At 65.4% G+C, this 22,815-nt stretch carries 20 protein-coding genes and 1 pseudogene; 11 read left to right on the top strand and 10 right to left on the bottom strand.

Annotation, left to right across the window (positions count from 1 at the left end; genetic code table 11):
- Nucleotides 1-72: 72 nt before the first annotated feature.
- Entirely contained in the window at nt 73-1,593 is a 1,521-nt protein-coding gene (locus tag HAP41_RS21230; protein ID WP_166097149.1) for a PAS domain-containing sensor histidine kinase, read from the top strand.
- A gap of 44 nt (nt 1,594-1,637) precedes the next feature.
- Here the strand turns inward: HAP41_RS21230 and HAP41_RS21225 are convergent, their stop codons facing one another.
- The 4 genes from HAP41_RS21225 to HAP41_RS21210 all read right to left on the bottom strand — a co-directional run bounded on the left by HAP41_RS21225 (nt 1,638) and on the right by HAP41_RS21210 (nt 6,219).
- Nucleotides 1,638-1,937, bottom strand: coding sequence for an acylphosphatase (locus tag HAP41_RS21225; RefSeq protein WP_014494616.1), 300 nt, complete (start codon nt 1,935-1,937; stop codon nt 1,638-1,640).
- Nucleotides 1,934-2,800 carry an isocitrate lyase/PEP mutase family protein gene (locus tag HAP41_RS21220; protein ID WP_166097150.1) on the bottom strand — a complete coding sequence of 289 codons (867 nt, stop codon included), beginning with the start codon at nt 2,798-2,800 and terminating at the stop codon, nt 1,934-1,936. Before HAP41_RS21220 ends, HAP41_RS21225 begins: the two co-directional genes overlap by 4 nt.
- Before the next feature lie 157 nt (nt 2,801-2,957).
- Nucleotides 2,958-4,973, bottom strand: a complete 2,016-nt coding sequence (locus HAP41_RS21215) for an acetyl-CoA carboxylase biotin carboxylase subunit (protein WP_166097151.1) — start codon at nt 4,971-4,973, stop codon at nt 2,958-2,960.
- A gap of 175 nt (nt 4,974-5,148) precedes the next feature.
- Entirely contained in the window at nt 5,149-6,219 is a 1,071-nt protein-coding gene (locus HAP41_RS21210; protein WP_166097152.1) for a zinc-binding metallopeptidase family protein, read from the bottom strand.
- Between the two features lie 214 nt (nt 6,220-6,433).
- Here HAP41_RS21210 and HAP41_RS21205 point away from each other — a divergent pair.
- From HAP41_RS21205 to HAP41_RS21185, 5 genes and pseudogenes are all read left to right on the top strand, one after another.
- Nucleotides 6,434-8,897, top strand: a pseudogene (locus HAP41_RS21205) (PAS domain S-box protein).
- A gap of 10 nt (nt 8,898-8,907) precedes the next feature.
- Nucleotides 8,908-9,348 carry an EamA family transporter gene (locus HAP41_RS21200; protein WP_063982673.1) on the top strand — a complete coding sequence of 147 codons (441 nt, stop codon included), beginning with the start codon at nt 8,908-8,910 and terminating at the stop codon, nt 9,346-9,348.
- A gap of 68 nt (nt 9,349-9,416) precedes the next feature.
- Nucleotides 9,417-10,703, top strand: coding sequence for an MFS transporter (locus HAP41_RS21195; RefSeq protein WP_166097153.1), 1,287 nt, complete (start codon nt 9,417-9,419; stop codon nt 10,701-10,703).
- Between the two features lie 25 nt (nt 10,704-10,728).
- Complete coding sequence (locus tag HAP41_RS21190; protein WP_166097154.1) at nt 10,729-11,979, top strand: arsenic transporter; 1,251 nt, start codon at nt 10,729-10,731, stop codon at nt 11,977-11,979.
- A gap of 97 nt (nt 11,980-12,076) precedes the next feature.
- Complete coding sequence (locus HAP41_RS21185) at nt 12,077-12,310, top strand: hypothetical protein (RefSeq protein ID WP_166097155.1); 234 nt, start codon at nt 12,077-12,079, stop codon at nt 12,308-12,310.
- A gap of 45 nt (nt 12,311-12,355) precedes the next feature.
- Here the strand turns inward: HAP41_RS21185 and HAP41_RS21180 are convergent, their stop codons facing one another.
- Both HAP41_RS21180 and HAP41_RS21175 read right to left on the bottom strand, forming a co-directional pair.
- Complete coding sequence (locus HAP41_RS21180; RefSeq protein WP_063982669.1) at nt 12,356-13,720, bottom strand: MFS transporter; 1,365 nt, start codon at nt 13,718-13,720, stop codon at nt 12,356-12,358.
- 25 nt (nt 13,721-13,745) lie between these two features.
- Complete coding sequence (locus HAP41_RS21175) at nt 13,746-14,513, bottom strand: GntR family transcriptional regulator (protein WP_166097156.1); 768 nt, start codon at nt 14,511-14,513, stop codon at nt 13,746-13,748.
- A 174-nt stretch (nt 14,514-14,687) separates the two neighbouring features.
- Here HAP41_RS21175 and HAP41_RS21170 point away from each other — a divergent pair, with 174 nt between their 5' ends.
- From HAP41_RS21170 to HAP41_RS21160, 3 genes are read left to right on the top strand one after another with little or no spacing between them, the layout of a single operon-like run.
- Nucleotides 14,688-15,887, top strand: a complete 1,200-nt coding sequence (locus HAP41_RS21170; RefSeq protein ID WP_166097157.1) for a mandelate racemase/muconate lactonizing enzyme family protein — start codon at nt 14,688-14,690, stop codon at nt 15,885-15,887.
- A 12-nt stretch (nt 15,888-15,899) separates the two neighbouring features.
- Nucleotides 15,900-16,667: an SDR family oxidoreductase gene (locus HAP41_RS21165; protein ID WP_166097158.1), complete on the top strand. Its 768-nt coding sequence runs from the start codon at nt 15,900-15,902 to the stop codon at nt 16,665-16,667.
- Nucleotides 16,668-16,692: 25 nt separating this feature from the next.
- Nucleotides 16,693-17,724, top strand: a complete 1,032-nt coding sequence (locus tag HAP41_RS21160; protein ID WP_166097159.1) for an L-idonate 5-dehydrogenase — start codon at nt 16,693-16,695, stop codon at nt 17,722-17,724.
- Nucleotides 17,725-17,738: 14 nt separating this feature from the next.
- Here HAP41_RS21160 and HAP41_RS21155 read toward each other — a convergent pair whose 3' ends face one another.
- The gene (locus tag HAP41_RS21155) at nt 17,739-18,605 is read right to left on the bottom strand and encodes a DUF3280 domain-containing protein (protein ID WP_166097160.1); all 867 of its coding nucleotides are present in this window, start codon (nt 18,603-18,605) and stop codon (nt 17,739-17,741) included.
- A 188-nt stretch (nt 18,606-18,793) separates the two neighbouring features.
- Here HAP41_RS21155 and HAP41_RS21150 point away from each other — a divergent pair, with 188 nt between their 5' ends.
- Nucleotides 18,794-20,179 (top strand): HAMP domain-containing sensor histidine kinase, encoded by a 1,386-nt coding sequence (locus HAP41_RS21150; protein ID WP_166097161.1) that lies wholly within the window; start codon nt 18,794-18,796, stop codon nt 20,177-20,179.
- Complete coding sequence (locus HAP41_RS21145; protein ID WP_166097162.1) at nt 20,176-20,853, top strand: response regulator; 678 nt, start codon at nt 20,176-20,178, stop codon at nt 20,851-20,853. The genes HAP41_RS21150 and HAP41_RS21145 overlap by 4 nt, the downstream gene beginning before the upstream one ends.
- Here the strand turns inward: HAP41_RS21145 and HAP41_RS21140 are convergent.
- The 3 genes from HAP41_RS21140 to HAP41_RS21130 form a co-directional block, all read right to left on the bottom strand.
- Nucleotides 20,834-21,676 carry a hypothetical protein gene (locus tag HAP41_RS21140; RefSeq protein ID WP_166097163.1) on the bottom strand — a complete coding sequence of 281 codons (843 nt, stop codon included), beginning with the start codon at nt 21,674-21,676 and terminating at the stop codon, nt 20,834-20,836. The genes HAP41_RS21145 and HAP41_RS21140 overlap by 20 nt on opposite strands.
- 205 nt (nt 21,677-21,881) lie before the next feature.
- A complete protein-coding gene (locus HAP41_RS21135) occupies nt 21,882-22,373 on the bottom strand; it encodes an SRPBCC family protein (RefSeq protein WP_166097164.1) in 492 nt (163 codons plus the stop codon).
- The gene (locus HAP41_RS21130; RefSeq protein ID WP_166097165.1) at nt 22,373-22,762 is read right to left on the bottom strand and encodes an ArsR/SmtB family transcription factor; all 390 of its coding nucleotides are present in this window, start codon (nt 22,760-22,762) and stop codon (nt 22,373-22,375) included. Before HAP41_RS21130 ends, HAP41_RS21135 begins: the two co-directional genes overlap by 1 nt.
- Nucleotides 22,763-22,815 lie beyond the last annotated feature (53 nt).

Here is a 22,815-nt window from a genome sequence, read left to right as displayed (position 1 = left end):
CTTAAAAACGGCCCAGAGAACCGGAACCAAACGCCCTTCCGGGCGTTTGCCCCGGTTCCAGGCGGGTTGAGAATGACGACAAAGTCCAGTCAACAGAGAGACTTGTTCGAAAGCGAGCGCAGTTTTCGGCTGTTGGTGGAAGGAGTCGCGGACTACGCGCTCTACATGCTCGATCCCACCGGGATCATCACGAGCTGGAACATCGGCGGCGAGCGGATCAAGGGCTATTCGCCCGAAGAGATCGTCGGCCAGCATTTCTCGCGCTTCTACACCGAGACCGACCGCGCCAACGGCAAGCCCGCGCGTGCCCTCGGCATCGCGCGGGACCATGGCCGCTACGAGGAGGAAGGCTGGCGCGTTCGTAAGGATGGCACATTCTTCTGGGCGAGCGTCATCATCGATCCGATCTACGAGCACGGCAGCCTGGTCGGCTTCGCCAAGATCACCCGCGACATCACCGAGCGGCGCAATTCGCAGCTCAAGCTCGAAGCGATGCAGAGGCAGCTTGCCGAGTCGCAGAAGTTCGATGCGCTCGGACAGCTCACCGGCGGCGTCGCGCACGACTTCAACAACCTCCTGATGATCATCAGCGGCAGCCTTCACATCCTCAAGAAACGCGATGAGGACGAGGCCAAGATTCAGCGCGCGATGTCCGCGATCGAGACCGCGACCAAGCGCGGCGCCGCGCTGACCGGCCAGCTCCTGACCTTCGCGCGGCGGCAGAGCGTCAATCCCCAGGCGATCCGCTTCGGCGACCGCATCGAGGCGATCCGCGAAGTGCTTCACGCCGGCGTCGGGAGCGCCGTTCGTCTCGCCTTCGACATCGACCGCGAGGTCTGGTCGGTCAAGGCTGATGTTGCCGAGCTCGAGACAGGGCTGCTCAACCTCGTCATCAACGCTCGCGATGCCATGCCCGACGGCGGTACGGTGACGGTCGGCGCACGCAACGTCGTCCTGAACGATCCGCTCCACAGCGGCGAGTACGTCGCCATCACCGTCGCCGATACCGGGCTTGGCATCCCCTCCGACGTCGTCGACAAGATCTTCGAGCCTTTCTTCACGACCAAACCCGTCGGAAAAGGCACCGGCCTCGGCCTGTCGCAGGTGCACGGCTTCGCTCATCAGGCGGGCGGCACGGTCAAGGTCACAAGCGAGCTCGGCAAGGGCACGACCTTCACCATCCTGCTGCCGCGCGAAACCGCGACCGCACCAATCGATATCCCTGAAGCAGTGCCGGTTCCCGGTAGCGGCACCGTGCTGCTGGTCGAGGACAATCCCGACGTCGCGCTCGTCAGCATCGGATTGCTGGAGCAGCTCGGCTATCGCGTGCACCGGGTTGCCGACGCCGAGTCCGCCTTGCGCGAGCTCGAGAAGAACGGCGTCGACTTCGTGTTCACCGACATCGTGATGCCCGGCAAGATGGACGGGCTCGGCCTCGCCCATCATCTGCGCCAGATCCACCCTGGCCTGCCGATCCTGCTCGCCACCGGCTACAGCGAAGCCGCCGCCGATGTCCGCGGCGACTTCCCGATCCTACGCAAGCCCTACGAGATTCACGAGCTGAGCGAGGCGATCTCGAAGCTGCCAAGGTGAGGCTCTTCTTCGCCGCTCCCCGCAACCGGGGAGAGGGAGAAGACCTACACCGTCGGCAATACCGAAAACGCTTCCCCTGCCCTCCGCAGGTTCAACTCATCGGCACCGGCCGTCTCGCTCGTCACGCTATCCACACGCGATGACGGCGGGCCGTGGCGGCACAGCGCGACCATGTCGGCGACGTGCTTCGGTGTGCCTGCGAACAGTGCTTCCACGCTGCCGTCGCGGCGGTTGCGAACCCAGCCTTCGAGGCCACTTGTTGTCGCCTGGTACTCGACCCAGGCCCTGTAGCCGACGCCCTGCACGCGGCCGCGGATCATGACCTGGAGGATCGCCCGGCTCATTTCTTCAGCCCGAGAAGATCGGCGCTGCGCGCCTTGACGTCGGCCTCGCGCATGACGCGGCTGGTCAGGTCCGGCGATGGGAGGCCCTTGAGGTTCTTCGGCGGCGTGCCCTCGCGCAACGCTTTCTGCGTCTCGTAGACGGCCTGCATGGCAGCCGCGATCGGCGCGTGGCCCTGAAGCGCGATGCGGACGCGCTGCCTGGCGAGATAGTCAATCGCGTTCAACTCGTCCGGCGCGCCGCCGAGCACGATGGGGAGATGCGTAGCGGCGACGATGGCTTCGAGCTCAGCGCGCGACTTGACGCCGGTGAAGAACAGCGCGTCGACGCCGGTCGCCTCATAGGCCCTGGCCCGGCGGATCGCATCCTCGATCGAGGTGACCGAGGCAGCTCCAGTGCGGCCCATGATGACGAGCGAGGGATCGCCGCGGCCATCCAGCGCCGCCTTTATTTTGCCGACGCCTTCTTCCAGCGAGATCAGCTGTGTCTTGGCCTCGCCAAAGGCGGCGGGCAGCAGCGTGTCCTCGATGGTGAGGCCGGCGGCGCCAGCGGTCTCCAGCTCTTGCACCGTGCGGCGCACGTTGAGCGCATTGCCATAGCCGTGATCGGCATCGACCAGCACCGGCAGCGTCGCCGCGCGCGACATCCGCCGCATCTGCTCGGCAAGTTCGGTGAGTGTGATCAGCGTGACATCGGGGTCGCCGAGCACCGCGAGCGAGGCCACCGAGCCGCCGAACATGCCGAGCGGAAAGCCGAGATCCTCGGTGATGCGGATGGAGATCGCGTCATAGACCGAGCCGGGATGAACGCAAGCCGAGCCGGTCAGGATCGAGCGCAGTTTTTCGCGGCGGGAACGAAAGGCCATGGTGCCCTCTCAACTGTTGCGACGCAGCCGCAACATACTCCGTCATTGCGAGCGCAGCGAAGCAATCCAGAATCTTTCCGCAGAGGCAGTCTGGATTGCTTCGCTGCGCTCGCAATGACGGTGTTGGTGGGGCCAGTGAGGGCCCCACTCACTTGCTTTACGCAAACTCCAGAATCAGCGCGTCCACCGCGAGCGTCGCGCCCGCGCTGGCGTGGATCTTCTTCACCGTACCGTCCTGCTCGGCGCGGAGCACATTCTGCATCTTCATGGCTTCGATCACCGCGAGCGTCTCGCCGGCCTTGATCTCCTGCCCTTCGGTCACCGCGATCGTGACCACGAGGCCCGGCATCGGACAGAGCAGCTTCTTGCCGGTGTCGGAGGCCGTGGTCACCGGCATCAGCCGCGCCGAGGCTGCTTCCGCCTCGGTCCAGACATAGACCGGCACCTCGACGCCCTGGTGCGCCAGACGAATGCCGTTGGCGATAGCGCGCGCCTGCACCGCGACGAAATGGCCGTCGATGGTGCCCTGCCAGACCGGATCGCCCGGCTTCCACGGCGACTGCAGCAGATGTGCGTTGCCGGCCTTGCCTTCGGCATCGATGAAGCGGATCGCGATGGCCTCGCCCTCGCGTCCGACCTCGAGCAGAATCTCTTGGCGGTCGAGCCAGACCGCGCGGCGACGCTCGCGCTGCACGACGCGGCCGCCCATCTGGCCCGAGATCTGCCGCTTGCGCTCGCCGAGCACGTGGTCGATGGCGGCGCCGACCGCCGCGATCCGACGCGCGACCTCGCCTTCGGGCACGCGCACAGCAAAGCCCTTGGGGAATTCCTCGGCGATGAAACCGGTCGAGAGCCGTCCCTCGCGCCAGCGCGGATGGTGCATCAGCGCCGACAAGAACGGGATGTTGTGCCTGATACCCTCGACATAGAACGAATCCAGCGCGGTGGCCTGCGCCTCGATCGCGGCCGCGCGCGACGGCGCATGCGTGACGAGCTTGGCGATCATCGGATCGTAATAGATCGAGATCTCGCCGCCCTCCTGCACGCCGGTGTCGTTGCGCACGGTGATGCCGTCCTGGCTGGCTTCGGCCGGCGGCCGATACTTCACGAGGCGCCCGATCGAGGGCAGGAAGTTACGGAACGGGTCCTCGGCGTAGAGGCGGGATTCCACTGCCCAGCCGGTGAGCGTAACGTCCTTCTGGCTGATCGCGAGCTTCTCGCCGGCGGCGACGCGGAGCATCTGCTCGACGAGGTCGATGCCGGTGACGAGCTCGGTGACGGGATGCTCGACCTGAAGGCGCGTGTTCATCTCCAGGAAGAAAAAGCTCTTGTCCTGCCCTGCCACGAATTCGACGGTGCCGGCGGAGTCGTAATTCACCGCCTTGGCCAGCGCGACGGCCTGCTCGCCCATCTTGCGGCGGGTGGCCTCATCGAGCAGCGGCGACGGCGCCTCCTCGATGACCTTCTGGTTGCGGCGCTGGATCGAGCATTCGCGCTCGCCGAGATAGATGACGTTGCCGTGCTTGTCGCCCAGCACCTGGATCTCGATGTGGCGGGGATCGACGATGAACTTTTCGACGAAGACGCGGTCGTCGCCGAACGAGGCTTTCGCCTCGGCCTTGGCAAGGTTGAAGCCCTCGGCAACCTCGCTCCTCGAATGCGCAATGCGCATGCCCTTGCCGCCACCGCCGGCGGAGGCCTTGATCATCACGGGATAGCCGATCTCGTCGGCGATCTTCACCGCGTGCTTGTCGTCCTCGATGACGCCGAGATAGCCCGGCACGGTCGAGACCTTGGCCTTCGCGGCGGCCTTCTTGGATTCGATCTTGTCGCCCATCGCGGCGATCGCGCCCGGGTTCGGGCCGATGAAGACGATGCCGGCGGCCTCCAGCGCGCGCGGAAACGCCTCACGCTCGGACAGGAAGCCGTAGCCGGGATGCACGGCCTCGGCGCCCGTCTTGCGGCAGGCCTCCACGATCTTCTCGATCACCAGATAGCTCTCGGCGGCTGCGGGCGGGCCGATCAGAACGGCCTCGTCGGCCATCTCGACATGGAGGGCATCGCGGTCGGCCTCGGAATAGACCGCAACCGTCTGAATTCCCATGCGGCGAGCGGTCTTGATGACCCGGCAGGCGATTTCGCCGCGATTGGCGATCAGAATGCGTTTGAACATGCTTTTCTTGAGTCTCGACCTTGGGCGGGACCCTTCCCTGGCCGTTGGGGCCTGCGGGGACGGGCCGTGTGACCCCCGTGGTACATCAAAATCGGCCGGAGGCAACGGTCTAAATCCGCGCCCTCTGGCGTACCAGCGCAAGACCGAAATGGGCCTGGTCAGCCCATGAGCGGACCTACGGCTTCGCGGCCTTGGCCACGTCCCTGACCAAGCCGTGAATGAAGCCCAGCTTGCCGACCACCGCCGGCGACAGGATGAACGGATAGAGATCGCGCAGCCCCATGGCGCGGTTGACACTGTTGATGGCGAAGGTGAAGGGCAGCCATGCGTTGACGAGCGCCTCGACGTCCCTCGTCTCATAGGGGTTGAAACGGATGCGCGCCGTCAACTCCCCGTCGCGATCGACCCTGGGGCGCACCTCCATGCCGAACTCCGAGGCCATCTCCAGGGTGTCGACGATGTGGAGGTAGTGCGCCCAGGTCTCGGCGAAATCCTCCCAGGGATGCGTGGTGGCGTAGGCCGAGACGTAGGTCTGCTGCCAGTCCGGCGGCGCGCCTTCGGCATAATGGAGCTGCAAGGCCTGGCCGTAATCGGCGGAATCGTCGCCGAACACGGCGCGGCATTGCTCCAGCCTGCCGCCCTCGCGCACCAGCACGTCCCAGAAGTAATGGCCAACCTCGTGGCGGAAATGCCCGAGCAGCGTGCGGTAGGGCTCGCCCATCTCGAGCCTGCGCCGCTCGCGCTCGATCTCGTCGGTCTCGGTCAGCGCGATCGTGATCAGTCCGTTATCGTGGCCGGTCATGATCCTCTGCCCGCTGTTCGGATCGTCGGCGAGGAAATTGAAGATCAGCCCATGTTCGGGATTTTCCTGCCGTGTCTGGAGCGGCAGATTCCAGCGGATCAGGGAATAGAACAGCCGGTGTTTCGCCACCTCCAACTCGCGCCAGCCGGCGAGCTGAACCGGATCGGACAGATCGGGCACGATGCCGTTGTGGCGGCAGGCGCGGCAATAGCCGGTGGTATCGCCCGCATCCGTCAGCCAGTTGCACGCGTCGTACTCGGCATTGCGGCAGAGCATCCGCCCCTTGCCCTTGTCGGCGAGCGTCATCCAGGCCTCGCCGTCGGGCTCGATCGCCGACATCGTCTCCTTCTCCGGCAGGAACGCGACGCGGTGGCCGCAGCGTTCGCAGGCGCGGTTCTCGAAATAGAGGACGTTGCCGCAGTCCTGGCAGACAAAGAGCTTCAAGATTTAGCCTCTTCGGGAAGGGAGTCTTATGATTAAGAGTTGCGACGCCTCGCAAATACGCGCGCGGGGGGCTCATCGTTCCAACATTCGGGAACAAATAGCCAGACCCGGCGTTCGTTCATACCCGCCCCTGCGATCGGTGGCGCCTTTCCGTCCTTATCCCCTTTTGAGTAATGGCTATCACGCTTTGTCTGTGGGAATATCGGCCCGGCACGTGCGCTCTTGCATCACAACGGCCGACACCTTGAACGATCCCTTGCCCGATACCACCGCCGCCGAAAGGCTGCGCCAGCACCTCGAAGAGATCGCGCGCGAGCGCGACAACGCCTATCACGCGCTCCAGGACCGCGAGGCAGAGCTGGCGCGTATCCAGCGCATCGGCAAGGTCGGCGGCCTCGAGGTCGACTTCCGCGAAGGCTTCAAGAACCGCCGCTCGCCGGAATATCTGATGCTCCACGGGCTGCCGGCGGATGCCACCGACGAGTCGCATGAGGATTGGGTCAACCGCATCCATCCCGAGGATCGCGACGCCGCGGTCAAGCACTTCCTCGATGCGCTGGCCGGGACGAACGAAGACTACACCGCCGAATACCGCATCATCCGCCCCAACGACGGCGAGACCCGCTGGATCCGCGTCGTCGCCAAGTTCGAGCGCGACAGTGACGGCCGCGCCATTCGCCTCGTCGGCGCCCATATCGACATCACCGCCCAGGCGCTCGCGCGCGAGACGCTGCGCGAGAGCGAGGAGCGTTTCCGGCTGATAGCCGACAGCGCGCCGGTGCCGATCTGGGTCACGAAGCTCGACCGCACGCGCTCCTTCGCCAACCAGGCCTATGTCGACTTCATCGGCCTGCCCTACGACCAGGCCATCGATTTCGACTGGCGCAAGATATTGCATCCGGACGACCTGCCGCATGTGCTGCAGCAATCCGTCCAGGGCGAAGCGTCGCTGAAGCCGTTCGTGCTGGAAGCGCGCTACAAGAACGCCAGCGGTGAATGGCGGTGGCTGCGCTCGGAATCGCAGCCGCGCTGGGACCCGACCGGCAAGCACATCGGCTTCATCGGCGTCGCCCACGACATCACCGCCGCCAAGCAGGCCGAGATCGAGCTGAGGCGACTCAACGAGACGCTGGAGGAGCGCATCACCGAGCGCACCGCCGAGCTCGAATCCAACGAGGCGCGGCTGCGCGCGATCCTGGAGACAAGCAACCAGTATCAGGGGCTGGTCAATCTCAGGGGCGAGCTGCTCTACGCGAACCGGACTGCGCTCGATGGCATTCGCGTGGAGGCCCGCGACGTCATCGGCAAACCGTTCTGGGACACGCCCTGGTTCAACCAGACCCAGGGCATGAGCGCCGTCGTGCGCGAGGCCTTCGACACCGTGCTCAGAGGCGAAGCGGTGCGGCTGGAGATGCGCCTGCGCCTGCCCATCGGAGAGCGCGATTTCGACTTCGGCATGCGTCCCGTGCTCGACCGCCACGGCAACATCACCGGTGCGGTGCCCGAGGCCGTCGACATCACCGAGCGCCGCCGCGGCGAGGAAGCGCTGCGGCAGTCGCAGAAGATGGAGGCGATCGGCCAGCTCACCGGAGGCGTCGCCCACGACTTCAACAACCTCCTCACCATCATCCGCTCCGCGACCGACTTCCTGCGCCGCCGCGAACTGCCGGAAGAACGCCGCCGCCGCTATGTCGACGCCATCTCCGACACCGTGGAGCGCGCCTCCAAGCTCACCGCGCAGCTTTTGGCCTTTGCGCGCAGGCAGCCGCTGAAGCCGCAGATCTTCAACGTCGGCAGCCAGGTCGAGGCCGTGGCGCAACTGGTCCGGCCGCTGGTCGGCGGCCGCATCGCGATCGCCGTCGAGGTGAACGATGCCGACTGCTTCACGGTGGCCGACATCGCGCAGTTCGAGACCGCGCTGATCAACCTCGCCATCAACGCCCGCGACGCCATGGAGGGCGAAGGCCGCCTCACCATCGCCGTGCGCAAGGTCGCGGGCATCCCGAGCGGCGCGCGGCGGCGACTACGTCGCGATCTCGGTTGCGGACACCGGCAGCGGCATCGCGCCCGAAAACATCGACGCCATCTTCGAGCCGTTCTTCACCACCAAGGAGGTCGGCAAGGGCACCGGCCTCGGCCTCAGCCAGGCCTTCGGCTTCGCAAAGCAGTCCGAGGGCGACATCGCGGTGACGAGCACGCGCGGCGAAGGCGCGACCTTCACCATCTATCTGCCGCAGGCGCACAGTCCCGCCGCGGAGAAGGACGCTGCGGCACTGACCAGCGAGGCCGCCACCACCGGGCGCGGCTATCGCGTGCTCGTGGTCGAGGACAATGACGACGTCGGCCAGTTCTCGACCGAGCTGCTGGAAGATCTCGGCTATGTCGTCCGCCGGGTCGCCAATGCCAATGCGGCGCTCGGCATTCTCGGCGAGAACGAATTCGCCGTCGACCTCGTCTTCTCCGACGTCATCATGCCCGGCATGAACGGGGTCGAGCTCGCCGGCGTCATCCGCGAGCGCTATCCGGGCCTGCCCGTCGTGCTCACAAGTGGCTACAGCAACGTCCTCGCCGAGAACGCGCATCGCGGGTTCGAGCTGATCCAGAAGCCGTACTCCGTGGAATCGCTGTCGCGCATTTTGCGCAAGGCGATCACGGAGAAGTTGGCGGCGGCAAGGTGAGAGACAATCGATGAAACCCGCCCTCTTCTCCGCCTGGCAGACCTGGGCGCTTCTGTCGGCCTGCTTTGCGGCGCTCACCGCGATCTTCGCCAAGGTCGGCGTCGAGAACATCAATCCGGATCTGGCGACGTTCATCCGCACGATCGTGGTGCTGCTCGCCTTCTCGGTGCTGCTGTTCTTCACCGGACAATTCGCGGTGCCGTCGGCGGTCTCGTCGAAGACCTGGCTGTTCCTGGTGCTGTCCGGGCTTGCGACCGGCGCGTCCTGGCTGTGCTATTTCCGTGCGCTGAAGCTCGGCCCGGCGACGCTGGTGGCGCCGATCGACAAGCTCAGCGTCGTACTGGTCGCCCTTTTCGCCTTCACCTTTCTCGGCGAGCGTCCGACTGGACAGGGCTGGCTCGGCATCGCCATGATCGGCGCCGGCGCGGTGCTGCTGGCCGTGAAGTTTTGAAGGGCGGAACAAAGGTGGCGTGAGATCGGTTTCTGGCGGATCGCTTCCCAGCCTCGATCGAGAGACCGATGTCGAGCCAAGCCTCCCATTACCCCACCGACCAGACGAGACGCGCCGGCCGCGCGCTGGATGCGGCCAACTTCTTCCTCGCCGACGTCCGCGACGGGCTTGGGCCCTATCTCGCCGTCTATCTCCTCACCGAGCAGCACTGGGACGAGGCACGCATCGGCCTCGTGATGTCGATTGCGACCATTGCCGGCATCGTGGCGCAGACGCCGGCCGGCGCGCTGATCGATGCGACGCGGGCGAAGCGGCTGGCGATGGTCATCGCCGCCATCATGGTGACGCTGGCGTCATTGTCGCTGCCGCTGTTTCCCAGCTTCCTGCCGGTCGCGGTCTCGCAAGGCATCGCGCAGGCCGCCGCCGTGATCTTTCCGCCGGCGATCGCCGCCGTCTCGCTCGGCATCTTCGGTCATGCCGCCTTCACCCGGCGGATCGGCCGCAACGAGACCTTTAATCACGCCGGCAATGCAGTCGCCGCCGGGCTGGCGGGACTTTCCGCCTATTGGTTCGGCCCGACCGTCGTGTTCTACCTTCTCGCTGCCATGGCGGTCGCAAGCCTCGTGAGCATTCTCGCAATCCCCGCCCGCGCCATCGACCACGACCTCGCGCGCGGGCTGCACGACGCCGATACCGGTGACCAGCCGGAGCAGCCTTCAGGTCTCACGGAGCTCCTGACCTGCCGCCCCCTCCTCGTCTTCGCGGTCTGCGTCGTGCTGTTTCACCTGTCCAACGCGGCCATGCTGCCGCTGGTCGGGCAAAAGCTCGCGCTCCAGGACAAGAACATGGGCACCAGCCTGATGTCGGCCTGCATCGTCGCAGCTCAAATTGTAATGGTGCCGTTCGCGATGCTGGTCGGCGCGAAGGCCGACCGCTGGGGCCACAAGCGCTTCTTCCTCGCCGCATTGTTGATCCTGCCCATTCGCGGCGCGCTCTATACGCTCTCCGACAATCCATTCTGGCTGGTCGGTGTGCAGCTTCTGGACGGCGTCGGCGCCGGCATCTTTGGCGCGATCTTCCCCGTCATCGTCGCCGACCTCATGCGCAACACCGGCCGCTTCAACGTCGCGCAGGGCGCCATCATCACCGCCCAGAGCATCGGCGCGGCGCTGTCGACGACGCTTGCGGGCCTCGTCGTGGTCGGCGCCGGCTACAGCGCGGCGTTCATCACGCTTGGCGCGGTCGCCGCGATCGGCGCCATCGTCTGCCTCCTCGCTTTGCCCGAGACCCGGCGTGGCACCTTGCAGGCACAGGGGAAGACAGCGGCTCCAGCATCGGTTATCGCTGCCGAATGAACCGACCCAACCTCAAGGACTGAACGTGCCGTCTGAAGCCATCTGGGCCTGGAGCATCATCATAGCTGCGACCGCAGGCGTCATCATCCGGCCGTTTCGCCTACCCGAGGCGATCTGGGCTGTGATCGGTGCCGGCGCCCTGGTGCTGTTCGGCCTGCTGCCGTGGCGGGATGCGCTCACAGGTATCGAGAAAGGCGTCGACGTCTATCTCTTCCTGATCGGCATGATGCTGATCGCCGAGCTCGCCCGGCTCGAAGGCCTGTTCGACTATCTCGCCGCGCTCGCGGTGGAATATGCAGCCGGCTCGCCGCAACGGCTGTTTCTGCTGATCTATCTCGTGGGCACCGTCGTCACAGTGCTGCTCTCCAATGACGCCACCGCGATCGTGCTGACACCCGCCGTCTACGCCGCGACGCGCGCGGCCGGCGCCAAGCCGCTGCCCTATCTCTTCGTCTGCGCCTTCATCGCGAACGCCGCAAGCTTCGTGCTGCCGATCTCGAACCCCGCCAATCTCGTGGTGTTCGGCTCGCGCATGCCGCATCTGACCGAATGGCTGCGTCAGTTCGCCCTGCCCTCGCTCGCCTCGATCGTGCTGACCTATGTCGTACTGCGCATCACCCAGCATCGCGCGCTGAAACAGGAGATCATCGAGCGCCGCGTGCCGCACAAGGTGCTCAGCCGCGGCGGCAAGCTGACCGCGATCGGCATTGCTGCGATCGGCGTCGTGCTGATCACGGCCTCCGCGCTCGACAAGCAGCTTGGCCTGCCGACCTTCATCTGCGGCGCCGTGACGACCGGCCTCGTCCTGCTGCTCAGCCGTCAGTCGCCCATGCCGGTGCTGAGGCACGTGTCCTGGAGCGTGCTGCCGCTGGTCGGCGGGCTTTTCGTGATGGTGGAAGCACTGGTGAAGACTGGTGTGATCGGCCATCTCAGCGCACTTCTGCACGAGGCCGTCGCGCAGTCCGTACCCGGGGCCGGCTGGAGCGTTGGGATCGCCACCGCCATCGCCACCAATATTGCCAATAACCTGCCGGTCGGCCTCGTCGCCGGGTCGATCGTGGCCGCCGATCACCTGCCCACCTCGGTCGTCAGCGCCATCCTGATCGGCGTCGACCTGGGACCGAATTTCTCGATCACCGGTTCGCTCGCGACCATCCTGTGGCTGGTTGCGCTTCGCCGCGAAAAAATCGAGGTCGGCGCCTGGCCGTTCCTCAAGCTGGGCCTGCTGGTGACGCCCCCCGCCTTGATCGCAGCGCTTGCGGCTGCGATCTGGTAATCGCGCGCAATTTGCGGCGCATCAATGTCGCCGCCAAAGCCGGACCTATGCTTCTTCGCGTCGCGCAGTCTCATACGGCGCGGCACGGAGGTCCATCATGCAGATTCAGTCAAAGGCATTGCCGCAGAGTTTTTCCCTACGTCGGTCGTTTCGGAGCTTCACCGCGCCGGAACAAGGTGGCGGGACATATCACCCCCTGCTCGTCGTCTCGGTCGTGGTGCTGCTGACCCTGTTCGCGATCGTGGAGATCGACCTCCACAGCGCCCAGCTTCAGGCGATCGGCCTGCTCGGCCATGGGTCCGGGGTCAATCCCGTCTTCCTGAGCCCGTAGCGGAAAAGCCCGATCGCGGCCACAAGGCCGCGACCGGGCAACGCGTTAGTCGTTTTCGTAGCCGTAGACTTCCGGCAGGATGAAGATTGCGGCGAGCAATCCGATCAGCGGGAAGATCGCGACCATCAGCGTGGCATTCGCCTGGCCGATCGCCGCGAACACCGTCGGGAACAGGAAGATCGCCAGGAACGACGGCAGCTTCACGAACATGTAGGCGAAGCCGCTGGCCGTGCCGCGATACTTGGGCTTCGCAACCATGGTCGGGATCGTCATGCAGTTCGACGCGTCCCAATAATGGCCCCACAACATGGCGGCCGCTGCGAACGGCAGCAGGATCTTGTTGTCGGTGTAGAGCGCGAAGGCCGCGACCAGCAGCGAGGCCAGCACGATGCTGAAACCGGCGATCGAGATGCCGCGGTGGCCGATCTTGGGCGTCAGCAGCGGACCGACCCAGCCGGACAGAGCCGCGAAGGAAAACAGCGCCATAGTCACCAGATTGATGCCGAGCACGCTCGACACGCCAACCATCACGAACAGCACCGGCAGATAGAATGCGAAGGTCGAGAACTCGCTGCCTTGCGCGAAACAGGCGATCCAGCCGTAGATCGTGGCGCGCCAGCGGATCGGGTCCTTCCTGAGGTCGGCGATGAAGGCACGTGTGCTGACCTTCGGCACCTTCACGTCCTGGTCCGGCAACATGTCGAGATTGTCGTTGAACATCTCGCGCGCGACCTTCTTGGCCTCGCGGTAACGTCCCTTCTGCACCAGCCACACCGCCGTCTCAGGCACGTCGTGACGCATGATCAGGATGATCAGCGCCGGCACCGCGCCGAGACCGAGCGTCACGCGCCACAGCATCTCGTGCTGCATGTCGATCAGCAGGAAGATCACGATGACACCGATGGTGAGAACTTCACCGACGGCGAACATGAATTGCCAGCGATTGCCCATGACCTCGCGCTCACCCTTGGCCATGGATTCCATGATGTAGGTGTAGCCGGTCGAAATATCCGAGCCGAGCGGAATGCCGAGCAGGAAGCGGATCACGATGAGCCAGGTCACGTTCGGCACGAAGGCCTGCGCCAGCGCGAGCACGATGAACAGCACCATCGTCACCAGGAACATGACGCGGCGGCCGATCTTGTCGGAGAGCCAGCCGCCGAGCAGCGCGCCGATCAGGGCGCCGCCCTGCGTGCCGGCTGCAGCGAGACCGAGCATCAGCGGATCGGGATTGTACTGCTCCTTGATGAAGATCAGCACGAAGGCGATCGAATAGAGATCCCAGGCTTCGACCAGGATCGAGGCCATCATCAGCCAGCCGACCTTGTTGCCCTTGGGACTGTAGTTCGTGATGAGGTAGCGGACCGCGGCTTCGCTCGCGGTCGGTTGTGGCATCGCCGTCGTTAACATCTTTGGTCCTCTCTTCAAAACTTTCTTACGTGCCGCGCAGCGGCTCGATGCTGCAATCGAGCAGGCGCGGATCGATCCCCGCCTCCATGCCCGTGAACATGTGGTCCATGTAGTCGATCAACGCATCGCTCGCCTTCACGGCGTCCTCGACATGGCGGCCGGCGACCGCAACGAGAATGGCGAGGTGGCGATCGATCGTGCCTGACAGTTCGGCCTGTCCCGGCATGAAGCGATGGTGGATGTAGCCGATGCGGCGGTACAGCGTGTGCAACGGCCGCAGCGTGTGCACCAGGAAGGGCTCGCCGGCTGCTTCCAGCACCAGCGCGTCGATGCGGCGATCGATGCTGTTGAATTCGTCGAGGGTCAGGGTGGCGCGGCGTTCGCGCAGCAGGCGCTCGATGTGCAGCGCCTGATTGCGATGCGACAGGCTGGCGCGATCGGCCGCGAGCCGCACGACAAAGCGCTCCATGTCGCGGCGCAAGGCCAGCAGCATCCGCTCGCGCGCAAGATCGATCGGCGCGATGTGCAGCCCATGGCGTGGACGGATGATGATGAGCGTATCGGCGGAGAGACGATTGACGGCGTGATGCACCGGTGTGCGCCCGAAGCCGGTGATGTGCTGCAATTCCAGCATCGTCATGAATTGTCCGGGCTTGAGCTCGCAGTGGACGAGCAGCTCTTCGATCCTCTGGTAAGCCAGCTCGAAGAAGTTGAGCCGGTTGCGCCGGGAGGGCTTGCCCTCGCCGTCGTCCTCGTTTCTCACCACCTCGAGCGCGCGCTTGCGCCGTGCCATGTCGTCCTCCTGTCAACCGCGCTCTCATTGCTGGGTGGCGCCTTAGTTGTGGGACCCTTAAAACATGTTGTGATATATTACAAGCAGGCGTAAGACGTTCGCGCGACCTGCAACATGTTGCAGTGCGAAATGAGACGTCAGGCGCGAGGCGCCTGTGATGGGAGGATTGTTGCCGTGAAGATCACGTCAATCGAGACGCTGCGCACCGAGGAATTTTCCAACGTCATCTGGGTGCGCGTTCACACCGACACGGGCATGATCGGTCTCGGCGAAACCTTCTATGGCGCGGGCGCGGTCGAAGCGCAGATCCACGACACCTTTGCCGGCCGCCTGCTCGGCCGCAATCCGCTGCACATCGAGGCGATCCATCGCGACATGCTGAACCTGCCGATGGCGCAGTCCTCGACCGGCGTCGAATACCGCGCGGCCTCCGCAATCGACATCGCGCTATGGGATCTGTTCGGCAAGGTCTGCAATCAGCCTGTGCACCAGATGCTCGGCGGCCTCTGCCGCGACAAGCAGCGCATCTACAACACCTGCGCCGGCACCCAATATGTCCGCTCCACCAATATCAGCCCCGTCGCCAACTGGAATCTCGGCGCCTCCAAAGGCCCCTACGAAGACCTCGACGGCTTCATGCACCACGCCGACGCGCTGGCCGAAAGCCTGCTGGAGAGCGGCATCTCCGCGATGAAGATCTGGCCGTTCGATCCGGCGGCACAGGAGAACAAGGGCCTCTACATCACCGCAGCCCAGATGAAGCGGGCGATCGAACCGTTCGAGAAGATCCGCAAGGCCGTCGGCGACAAGATGGAGATCATGGTCGAGCTCCATTCGCTCTGGAACCTGCCGACCGCCAAGCAGATCGCGCGCGCGCTCGAGCCTTACAAGCCGACCTGGTACGAAGACCCGATCCGGATGAACTCGCCGCAGGCGCTGGCCGAATATGCCCGCTCGACCGACGTCTGGGTCTGCGCCAGCGAGACGCTGGGCTCGCGCTTCCCCTACAAGGACATGCTCGACCGCGATGCCATGCATGTGGTGATGGCAGACCTGTGCTGGACCGGTGGCCTCACCGAGGGTCGCAAGATCGCGGCGATGGCCGAGACCTATCACCGCCCGTTTGCGCCGCATGACTGCATCGGCCCGATCGGCTTCATCGCCGCCATCCACATGTCGTTCAGCCAGCCCAACACGCTGATCCAGGAATCAGTGCGCGCCTTCTACAGGGGCTGGTACAATGAGCTCGTCACCACGATGCCGACGATCAAGGACGGCTTTGTCTATCCGATGGAAGGACCCGGCCTCGGCGTCGACCTTCTACCCGCCGTATTCGACCGCTCCGATCTGACCGTGCGTCGCTCCAACGCCTGAGGATTTTTTGAGATGAGCACCGCCCTCTTCGACCTTTCCGGCCGCACCGCGCTCGTGACCGGTTCCTCCCGCGGGCTCGGCCGCGCCATTGCCGAGGGCATGGCCAAGGCCGGCGCCAAGATCATCATCAACGGCGTCGACCCCAAGCGCGTCGAGCAGGCCGTGGCCGAATTTCGCGCCGCCGGTCATCAAGCTGAGGGCGCCGCGTTCAACGTTACCGATGAGCTCGCGATCGTCGCGGCCTTCGAGCGCTTCGACCGCGAAGGGCTCGCGGTCGACATTCTCGTCAACAATGCCGGCATCCAGCACCGCAAGCCGCTGGTCGAGTTCACCACCGACGAATGGCGCAAGGTAATCGAGACTGACCTCACCAGCGCCTTCGTGATCGGCCGCGAGGCCGGCAAGCGCATGATCCCGCGCAAGCGTGGCAAGATCATCAATATTGGCTCGCTCGGCAGCGAGCTCGCACGCCCCACCATCGCGCCCTACACCGCGGCCAAGGGCGGCATCAAGAACCTGACCCGCTCGATGGCGGTGGAATGGGCCCAGCACGGCATCCAGGCCAACGCGATCGGCCCCGGCTACATGCTGACCGACATGAACGAGGCGCTGGTCAACAGCACCGACTTCAACAACTGGCTGATGGGCCGCATCCCCTCCAAGCGCTGGGGCAGGCCGGACGAGCTGGTGGGCGCGGCGATCTTCCTGGCGTCGGACGCTTCGACCTACGTCAACGGACAGATCATCTATATCGATGGCGGCATGATCGCCGCGATGTAATCGCGAAAGCCAAGGGAACGAGACCATGCGCGCCGTCGTCATCCACGCCCCGAAAGACCTGCGGATCGACAGCTATCCCGATCCAGCCCCTGCCCCGGGCGAAGTCCGCGTCAAGATTGCGAACGGCGGCATCTGCGGCTCCGATCTGCACTACTACCATCACGGCGGTTTCGGCGTCGTGCGCATCCAGCAGCCGATGGCGCTGGGCCACGAGATCGCGGGCGTGGTCGCGGCCGTTGGTGACGGCGTCACCAATGTGAAGCCGGGCGCGCGCGTCGCCGTCAATCCGAGCAGACCGTGCGGCCAGTGCCTGCATTGCCAGGAAGGCATGCGCAACCAGTGCCTCGACATGCGCTTCCTCGGCAGCGCGATGCGCTTCCCCCATGTCCAAGGCGGCTTTCGCGAGTTCATCACGGTCGATGCCGCGCAGGCGGTGCCGATCGCGGACAAGCTGACATTGGCGGAAGCCGCGGTGGCCGAGCCGCTCGCAGTGTGCCTGCATGCCGGCAAGCAGGCCGGCCCCCTCCTCGGCAAGCGCGTGCTGATCACGGGTTGCGGGCCGATCGGTGCGCTGATGATCCTGGTCTCGCGCTTCGGCGGCGCGTCCGAGATCGTGGTGACCGATGTCGCCGACGCGCCGCTCGCGGTTGCAAAGAAGCTCGGCGCCACCCACGCCATCAATGTCGCGACCGATGCCACAGCGCTCGATCCCTGGCGCGCCGGCAAGGGCGTGTTCGACACCCTGTTCGAGGCCTCCGGCAACCAGGCCGCGCTTCGCACCGCGCTCGACGTGCTTCGGCCCGGCGCGACGCTGGTGCAGCTCGGTCTCGGCGGCGAGATGACGCTGCCGATCAACTCCATCGTCGCCAAGGAATTGCAGCTCCGCGGCACCTTCCGCTTCGACCCCGAATTCGAGCTCGCGGTGCGGCTGATGGGCGAAGGGCTGATCGACGTGAAACCGCTGATCACGGCCACCATGCCGTTCGAGAACGCGGTCGCCGCGTTCGAACTCGCCAGCGACCGCTCGCAGTCGATGAAGGTGCAGCTGACGTTCTAGGGCGAGTATCGCCGCTACTGGCTCCCGATCAGCTTATCGCTGACCAGCCGGACCGCGCCCCGTTTCCACGAATAGTCCGCGCCCATGCGCAGGCCGCTGTCGCCACGCGACAGCACCGCACCGGTCCTGACATCGCGGACCTGGAAGCCGAGCGTGTATTCGGTGCGGCTGACCCGCCGCACCACGCCGATCAGCGACTGATCCGCGCCGAGCTTTTGCGCGAGCGCCGCCTCGCAGCCACCGCAATCCCGCAAGGCGCGCGCCTTGACCGCCTCGCCGCCGGCATCAACGATGCGGTAGCGGCCGGATTGGCCCAGCGCCTCGCGCACGCTGCCGGTGACCTCGGCCAGATATGACGCATCCGACGTGGCTGAAGTGCCAGCCGAGGCGGCGGTCGTGTCCTCGAGCTCGAAATCGAACACGGCCAGCGCGACCGGCGCGGGGGTGGCGAGCGCGGCCATGACCTCGCGAGACACGAAAATCTCGGCACGCTCCCATGATTCATCGTTGTCGCCGCGGAAAGTGTAGAGCTTGTCCATCACGAGCTTCCTGGCGCCGACGTCGATGACGGCGACCTTGGCCCATTGCACCAGCGTGCTGGTCTTCTGGATGCCGCCGATGACCTTGAATGCCGCGCCGTCCTGGGCAGACGGCACCGGCCGGTAGCGGCCGTCCGCACTGATATCCCGCCTGAGCGCGGCCATGAACGCCGACAGCCGCCGCTCATGGGCGGCGGTCTGGTTGGCCGGCTCGGCCGACGTATCGGTGTAGCTGAAATCGTCCATGGCAACGCCGATGGCATCCTCGGCGCCGGCCGGCGAAGAGGCCGCCGGGAGGACGAAGAGGAGGAAAGCAGAGAGGATCAAGCTGATACGGCGCATGAGGGCCTCGTGTGATGGAGCGGCGGCGCAATCTGGACGGCAGCCTCAGGTCATGCAGCTGCGCTGGTCCCGACCAAGGCCGGGAAAATTTCACGACGTTGCACCGCGGTAAGCGCGGCGCTTTCCGCCGCTTGCGTTCTGCCGTTTAATGCCGGGGCGACAATTCCGTTCGCGCCAGGTGCCCGCCGATGTGGAACCGCCCGAGGTTCGATCTCAAGGTCCGTCTGACGTTGCGCGTGGCCGCCATATCGGCCGCGTGCTTCGCCGCGATCTCCGCCTATTTCCTCATCACCGCCGACCGCGCGGCCCATGCGCGCCTCGACGACATCGCCGCCATCGTGGCCAAGACGCTGGAGCTGCAACAGGGCAAGATCCAGTGGGTGGCGAGCCCGCGCTCGGACTTCCCCAACCTCGACCCCGTTTCGACCTACGTGATGACGCCCGGCCTGTGCCTGGCGTTCCGCGGCGTGAGCGGCGACACCCTCCAGCGATTCTGCAGTGGCGCGCCGATCCCGGCGAACCCGCCGCCGCAAGTCTTCGTGGCTTTCTATCGCAGCCTGTTCGACCCCGGCCGCGAGGCGGCACGGCCCGTGATCGTTCGCGGAACGAAACTCGGCGAGACCGTGGTCTCGGTCGACCCGGCCGTGCAGACGGCCGACGCCTGGCACGAGGCCGGCCGCCTGATGCTCGCACTTGCGATCGCACTGCCGCTGTTGTGCGTCCTGGTCTACGCCGCACTGGCGCGTGCGCTGCGCCCCACCCGCATGATTCGCTCCGGCCTCGAACGGATCGCAGCCAATGACCTGTCGACGCGGCTGCCGCCGTTCGATCTCGCCGAACTGTCGGCGATCCGCGACGTCTTCAACCATCTCGCCGAAAGCCTCGACACCGCGCTGGCCGAGCGCAGCGAATTGACGCGGAAACTGATCGCACTCCAGGACGAGGAGCGCCGCCATCTCGCGCGCGAGCTGCATGACGAGTTCGGCCAGTCGCTGGCCGCCATCCGCGCGCTCGCCTCCTCCGCCCGCCAGACCGCCGTACAGGACTGCCCCTCCCTGCTTGGCGAGTGCGACGGCATCGCGCGGACCGCAACCGGCATGATGGAGACGCTGCGCGGCGCGCTGTTCCGGCTGCGCCCGCCTGATGTCGAGGAGCTCGGGCTCGTGGCGAGCCTCGAAGGCCTGGTCGCGGGCTGGAACGGGCGCAGCCGCGGCCAGACGCGGTTTTCGATCCGTTTCGACGGTGCGTTCGCGACCCTGCCCGCCACGATCAGCGCGAGCCTCTACCGCATCGTGCAGGAGGCGCTCACCAACGCCGCCAAGCATGCCGGCGCCACGCGGGTAAGCCTGGAGCTTGCGATGCGTGCCGACGAGATCGCACTTGCGATCGACGATGACGGACGGTCGAACGATCCCGTCGCAAAATCCGGAATGGGACTGCTCGGCATGCGCGAGCGCGTCGCGGCCTTGCGCGGCCAGTTGAGCTTCGAGGCCACGCCGACCGGCGGCTCCGCGCTGCGCGTGGTCATTCCGCTTGCAGGCGTCGACCGGCAGCCACTGGAGCGCGCGGCATGAGCGCGGCCGATGCGACCATTCTGCTGGTCGACGACCATTCCGTCGTCCGCGAGGGCTATCGCTCCGTGCTCCAGAAGCAGCCGGGGCTTCGCGTCGTCGCCGAAGCCGCCGATGGAGCCGAGGCCTACCGTCTCTTCAAATCCGAGGCGCCCGACCTCGTCATCATGGATCTCAGCATGCCCGGCATCGGCGGCATCGAGGCCGTCAGGCGCATCAGGCAATGGGACAAGGCGGCACGGATCCTCGTTTTCACCATGCACGAGAATGCCGGCTTCGCCGTGCAGGCGATCCGCGCCGGCGCGCGGGGCTATGTCACCAAGACCAGCCCGCCCGAGACGCTGGTGCGCGCCGTGATGGACGTGCTCGCCGGCAAGATCGCCATCAGCCCCGACATCGACCACGAGCTCGCGCTCAGCCGCGAGAGCTCGGCCGCCGACGTCCTCACGCCGCGCGAGTTCGAGGTGCTGCGGCTGCTGCTCGCCGAGAACACGACGGAGGAGATCGCCGAGACGCTGCACGTCAGCCCGAAGACGGTGGCGAACCTGCACTCGCTGATCAAGGACAAGCTCGGCGTCGGCTCCGACATCGAGCTGGTCCGGCTGGCGCTGCGGCAAGGCCTGCTGACGCAGGCCGACCTCGGCGAAGCCCGGTCGCTCAGGCCAGATAACGCGTGAGATAGCCTTCCATGGCGTAGAGCGCGCAGAGCGCGAGGCTCGACCACACCGCAGCGGTGAAATACAGGAACATCCAGGTCAGCTCGCCCTTCCAATGCGCGATGTCGTGGGTCACCACCCAGCGCGTCGCGACGTCATGCAGACCTTCGAGGAAGCCGAGGAGCTTGTTGCCCTCTTGATGCCCTGCCCGCCAGCGGCTGAGATACATCGGCACGTCGACGGTGACGAGGAAGGCGAGGAAGCAGGCGATGCCGACGATGCCGGCGATCAGCGCCCAGCGCACCGGTCCCTGGAATTCCGGCATGAGGCGGCACAGCGCGATGCCGGCGAGGAAAAACGTCACCGCCCACAGCGAGTTCTCGATCGCGTTGTAGAGGAAGTTCGTGGTGACGACCGCGTACCAGGAGAAGCACTCCGCGACGATGATGATGGGCACGATCACCAGCGCGATGTTCACCGCGGTCTCCGCGCCCGTCATGTGACCCAGCTGATGCAGGATGATCGCCCATTGCGCGACGAAGCACAGCTCGGCCACGGTCGCGACGGTGCGGCCGACGAAGACGCTGGAGAGCCAGGTGTCGAACAGGCAGATGCGCTGCACGTCGGCGCGCGGCAGGAACGATCGGAACGCGCAGCCGAACACATAGCCGGCGCAGAGCAGGAACATCAGCCCGATATCCGAACCGCCGCCGGCGCTGCCGGCAACCGTCGGATAGAACTCGCGGTACAGCATGAACCAGACGAGAATGTTGGCACCGCTGACAAGCGTCAGGGACCCCCACCACCACGCGAGGGGATTTGACCGCGCCTGCCACTGCAACATGAATCGCTCCGCCGTAACCGATATGACATTTAGTGGTAGCAATTCTGTCATAAATCGGCGGCACGACGCGACAAAAATCTACGTTATGGCGCTGTCATAATTGACCTGCGCGCTGTCATATTCGCGAAGGCGACTGCTCTCCCCATGCGTTTCCGAGCTTATTCCGGGGCGCCTCTTCGAGGCCCCCGGAATAACGCTGGGGATTCTATTTCTTCATCCCGGCAACATACGCCGCGAGCTTGTCCAGCGTCTGGTAGCCGTATTCGACGGCACCAAAGCCGATCATGCCGTCGCGCTGCTCGGTGCTCGAGGCCAGTTGCCGCATCATCAGCACGGTCTTGCCGTTGCTCTGCTCGGCAAAGGTGAGGGTGAAGCGGAACATGCCGGGATCATCGTCCTGGTCGACGCCGTGATCCATCTCCATCAGCGACGGCCGCTCGATGCGGCGGAAGCGCATGCGGTTCGGATAGACGGTGCCGTCAGGACCGATCATGTTGAAGCGCCAGACGCCGCCGACGCGCACGTCGATCTCGAAGGTCTCGATCTTGAAGCCCTTCGGCCCGAACCATTGCGGGAGATGTTTTGGATCGGACCACGCCTCGAACACCAGATCGCGCGGCGCGTCGATCACGCGCGACATCACGATCTCGCGGTCGATCGACCATTGCGACAGAGCGGGATTGGCAGAATTCGTCATCACTCAGAACCTTTCCGTTTGGTTGTGCGGGACGGTCGCTTGGCGGCCGCCCTCTCCTTCTCTTTCTTCAGTTGCATGACGTAAGCCTCGAACCGGTCGAGCCGCGCCTCCCAGATCGCGCGCTGCTGCTGGAACCAGTCCTCCGCGCCGACGAGCGCGTCCGGGCTGAGCCGGCAGGTGCGCACGCGGCCGGATTTCTCCGACTGAACGAGCCCGCTCGTCTCCAGCACATGGATGTGTTTCATGAAGCTCGGCAGCGCCATCTCGAACGGATCGGCGAGCTCGCCGACCGACGCCTCGCCGGCGCAGAGCCGCATCACGATCGCCCGCCTTGTGGGATCAGCGAGGGCTGCGAAGATCTGGTCGAGCTGGGATAATTGGTTAGCCATGAAGCTAACTATAGACCCGCCACCGCCCGACGTCAATAATTGTTAGCCCACAA

This window comes from Bradyrhizobium barranii subsp. apii (genome assembly GCF_011516635.5).
GTDB lineage: Bacteria > Pseudomonadota > Alphaproteobacteria > Rhizobiales > Xanthobacteraceae > Bradyrhizobium > Bradyrhizobium barranii.
This window is presented reverse-complemented; position numbering and strand designations above follow the sequence as displayed.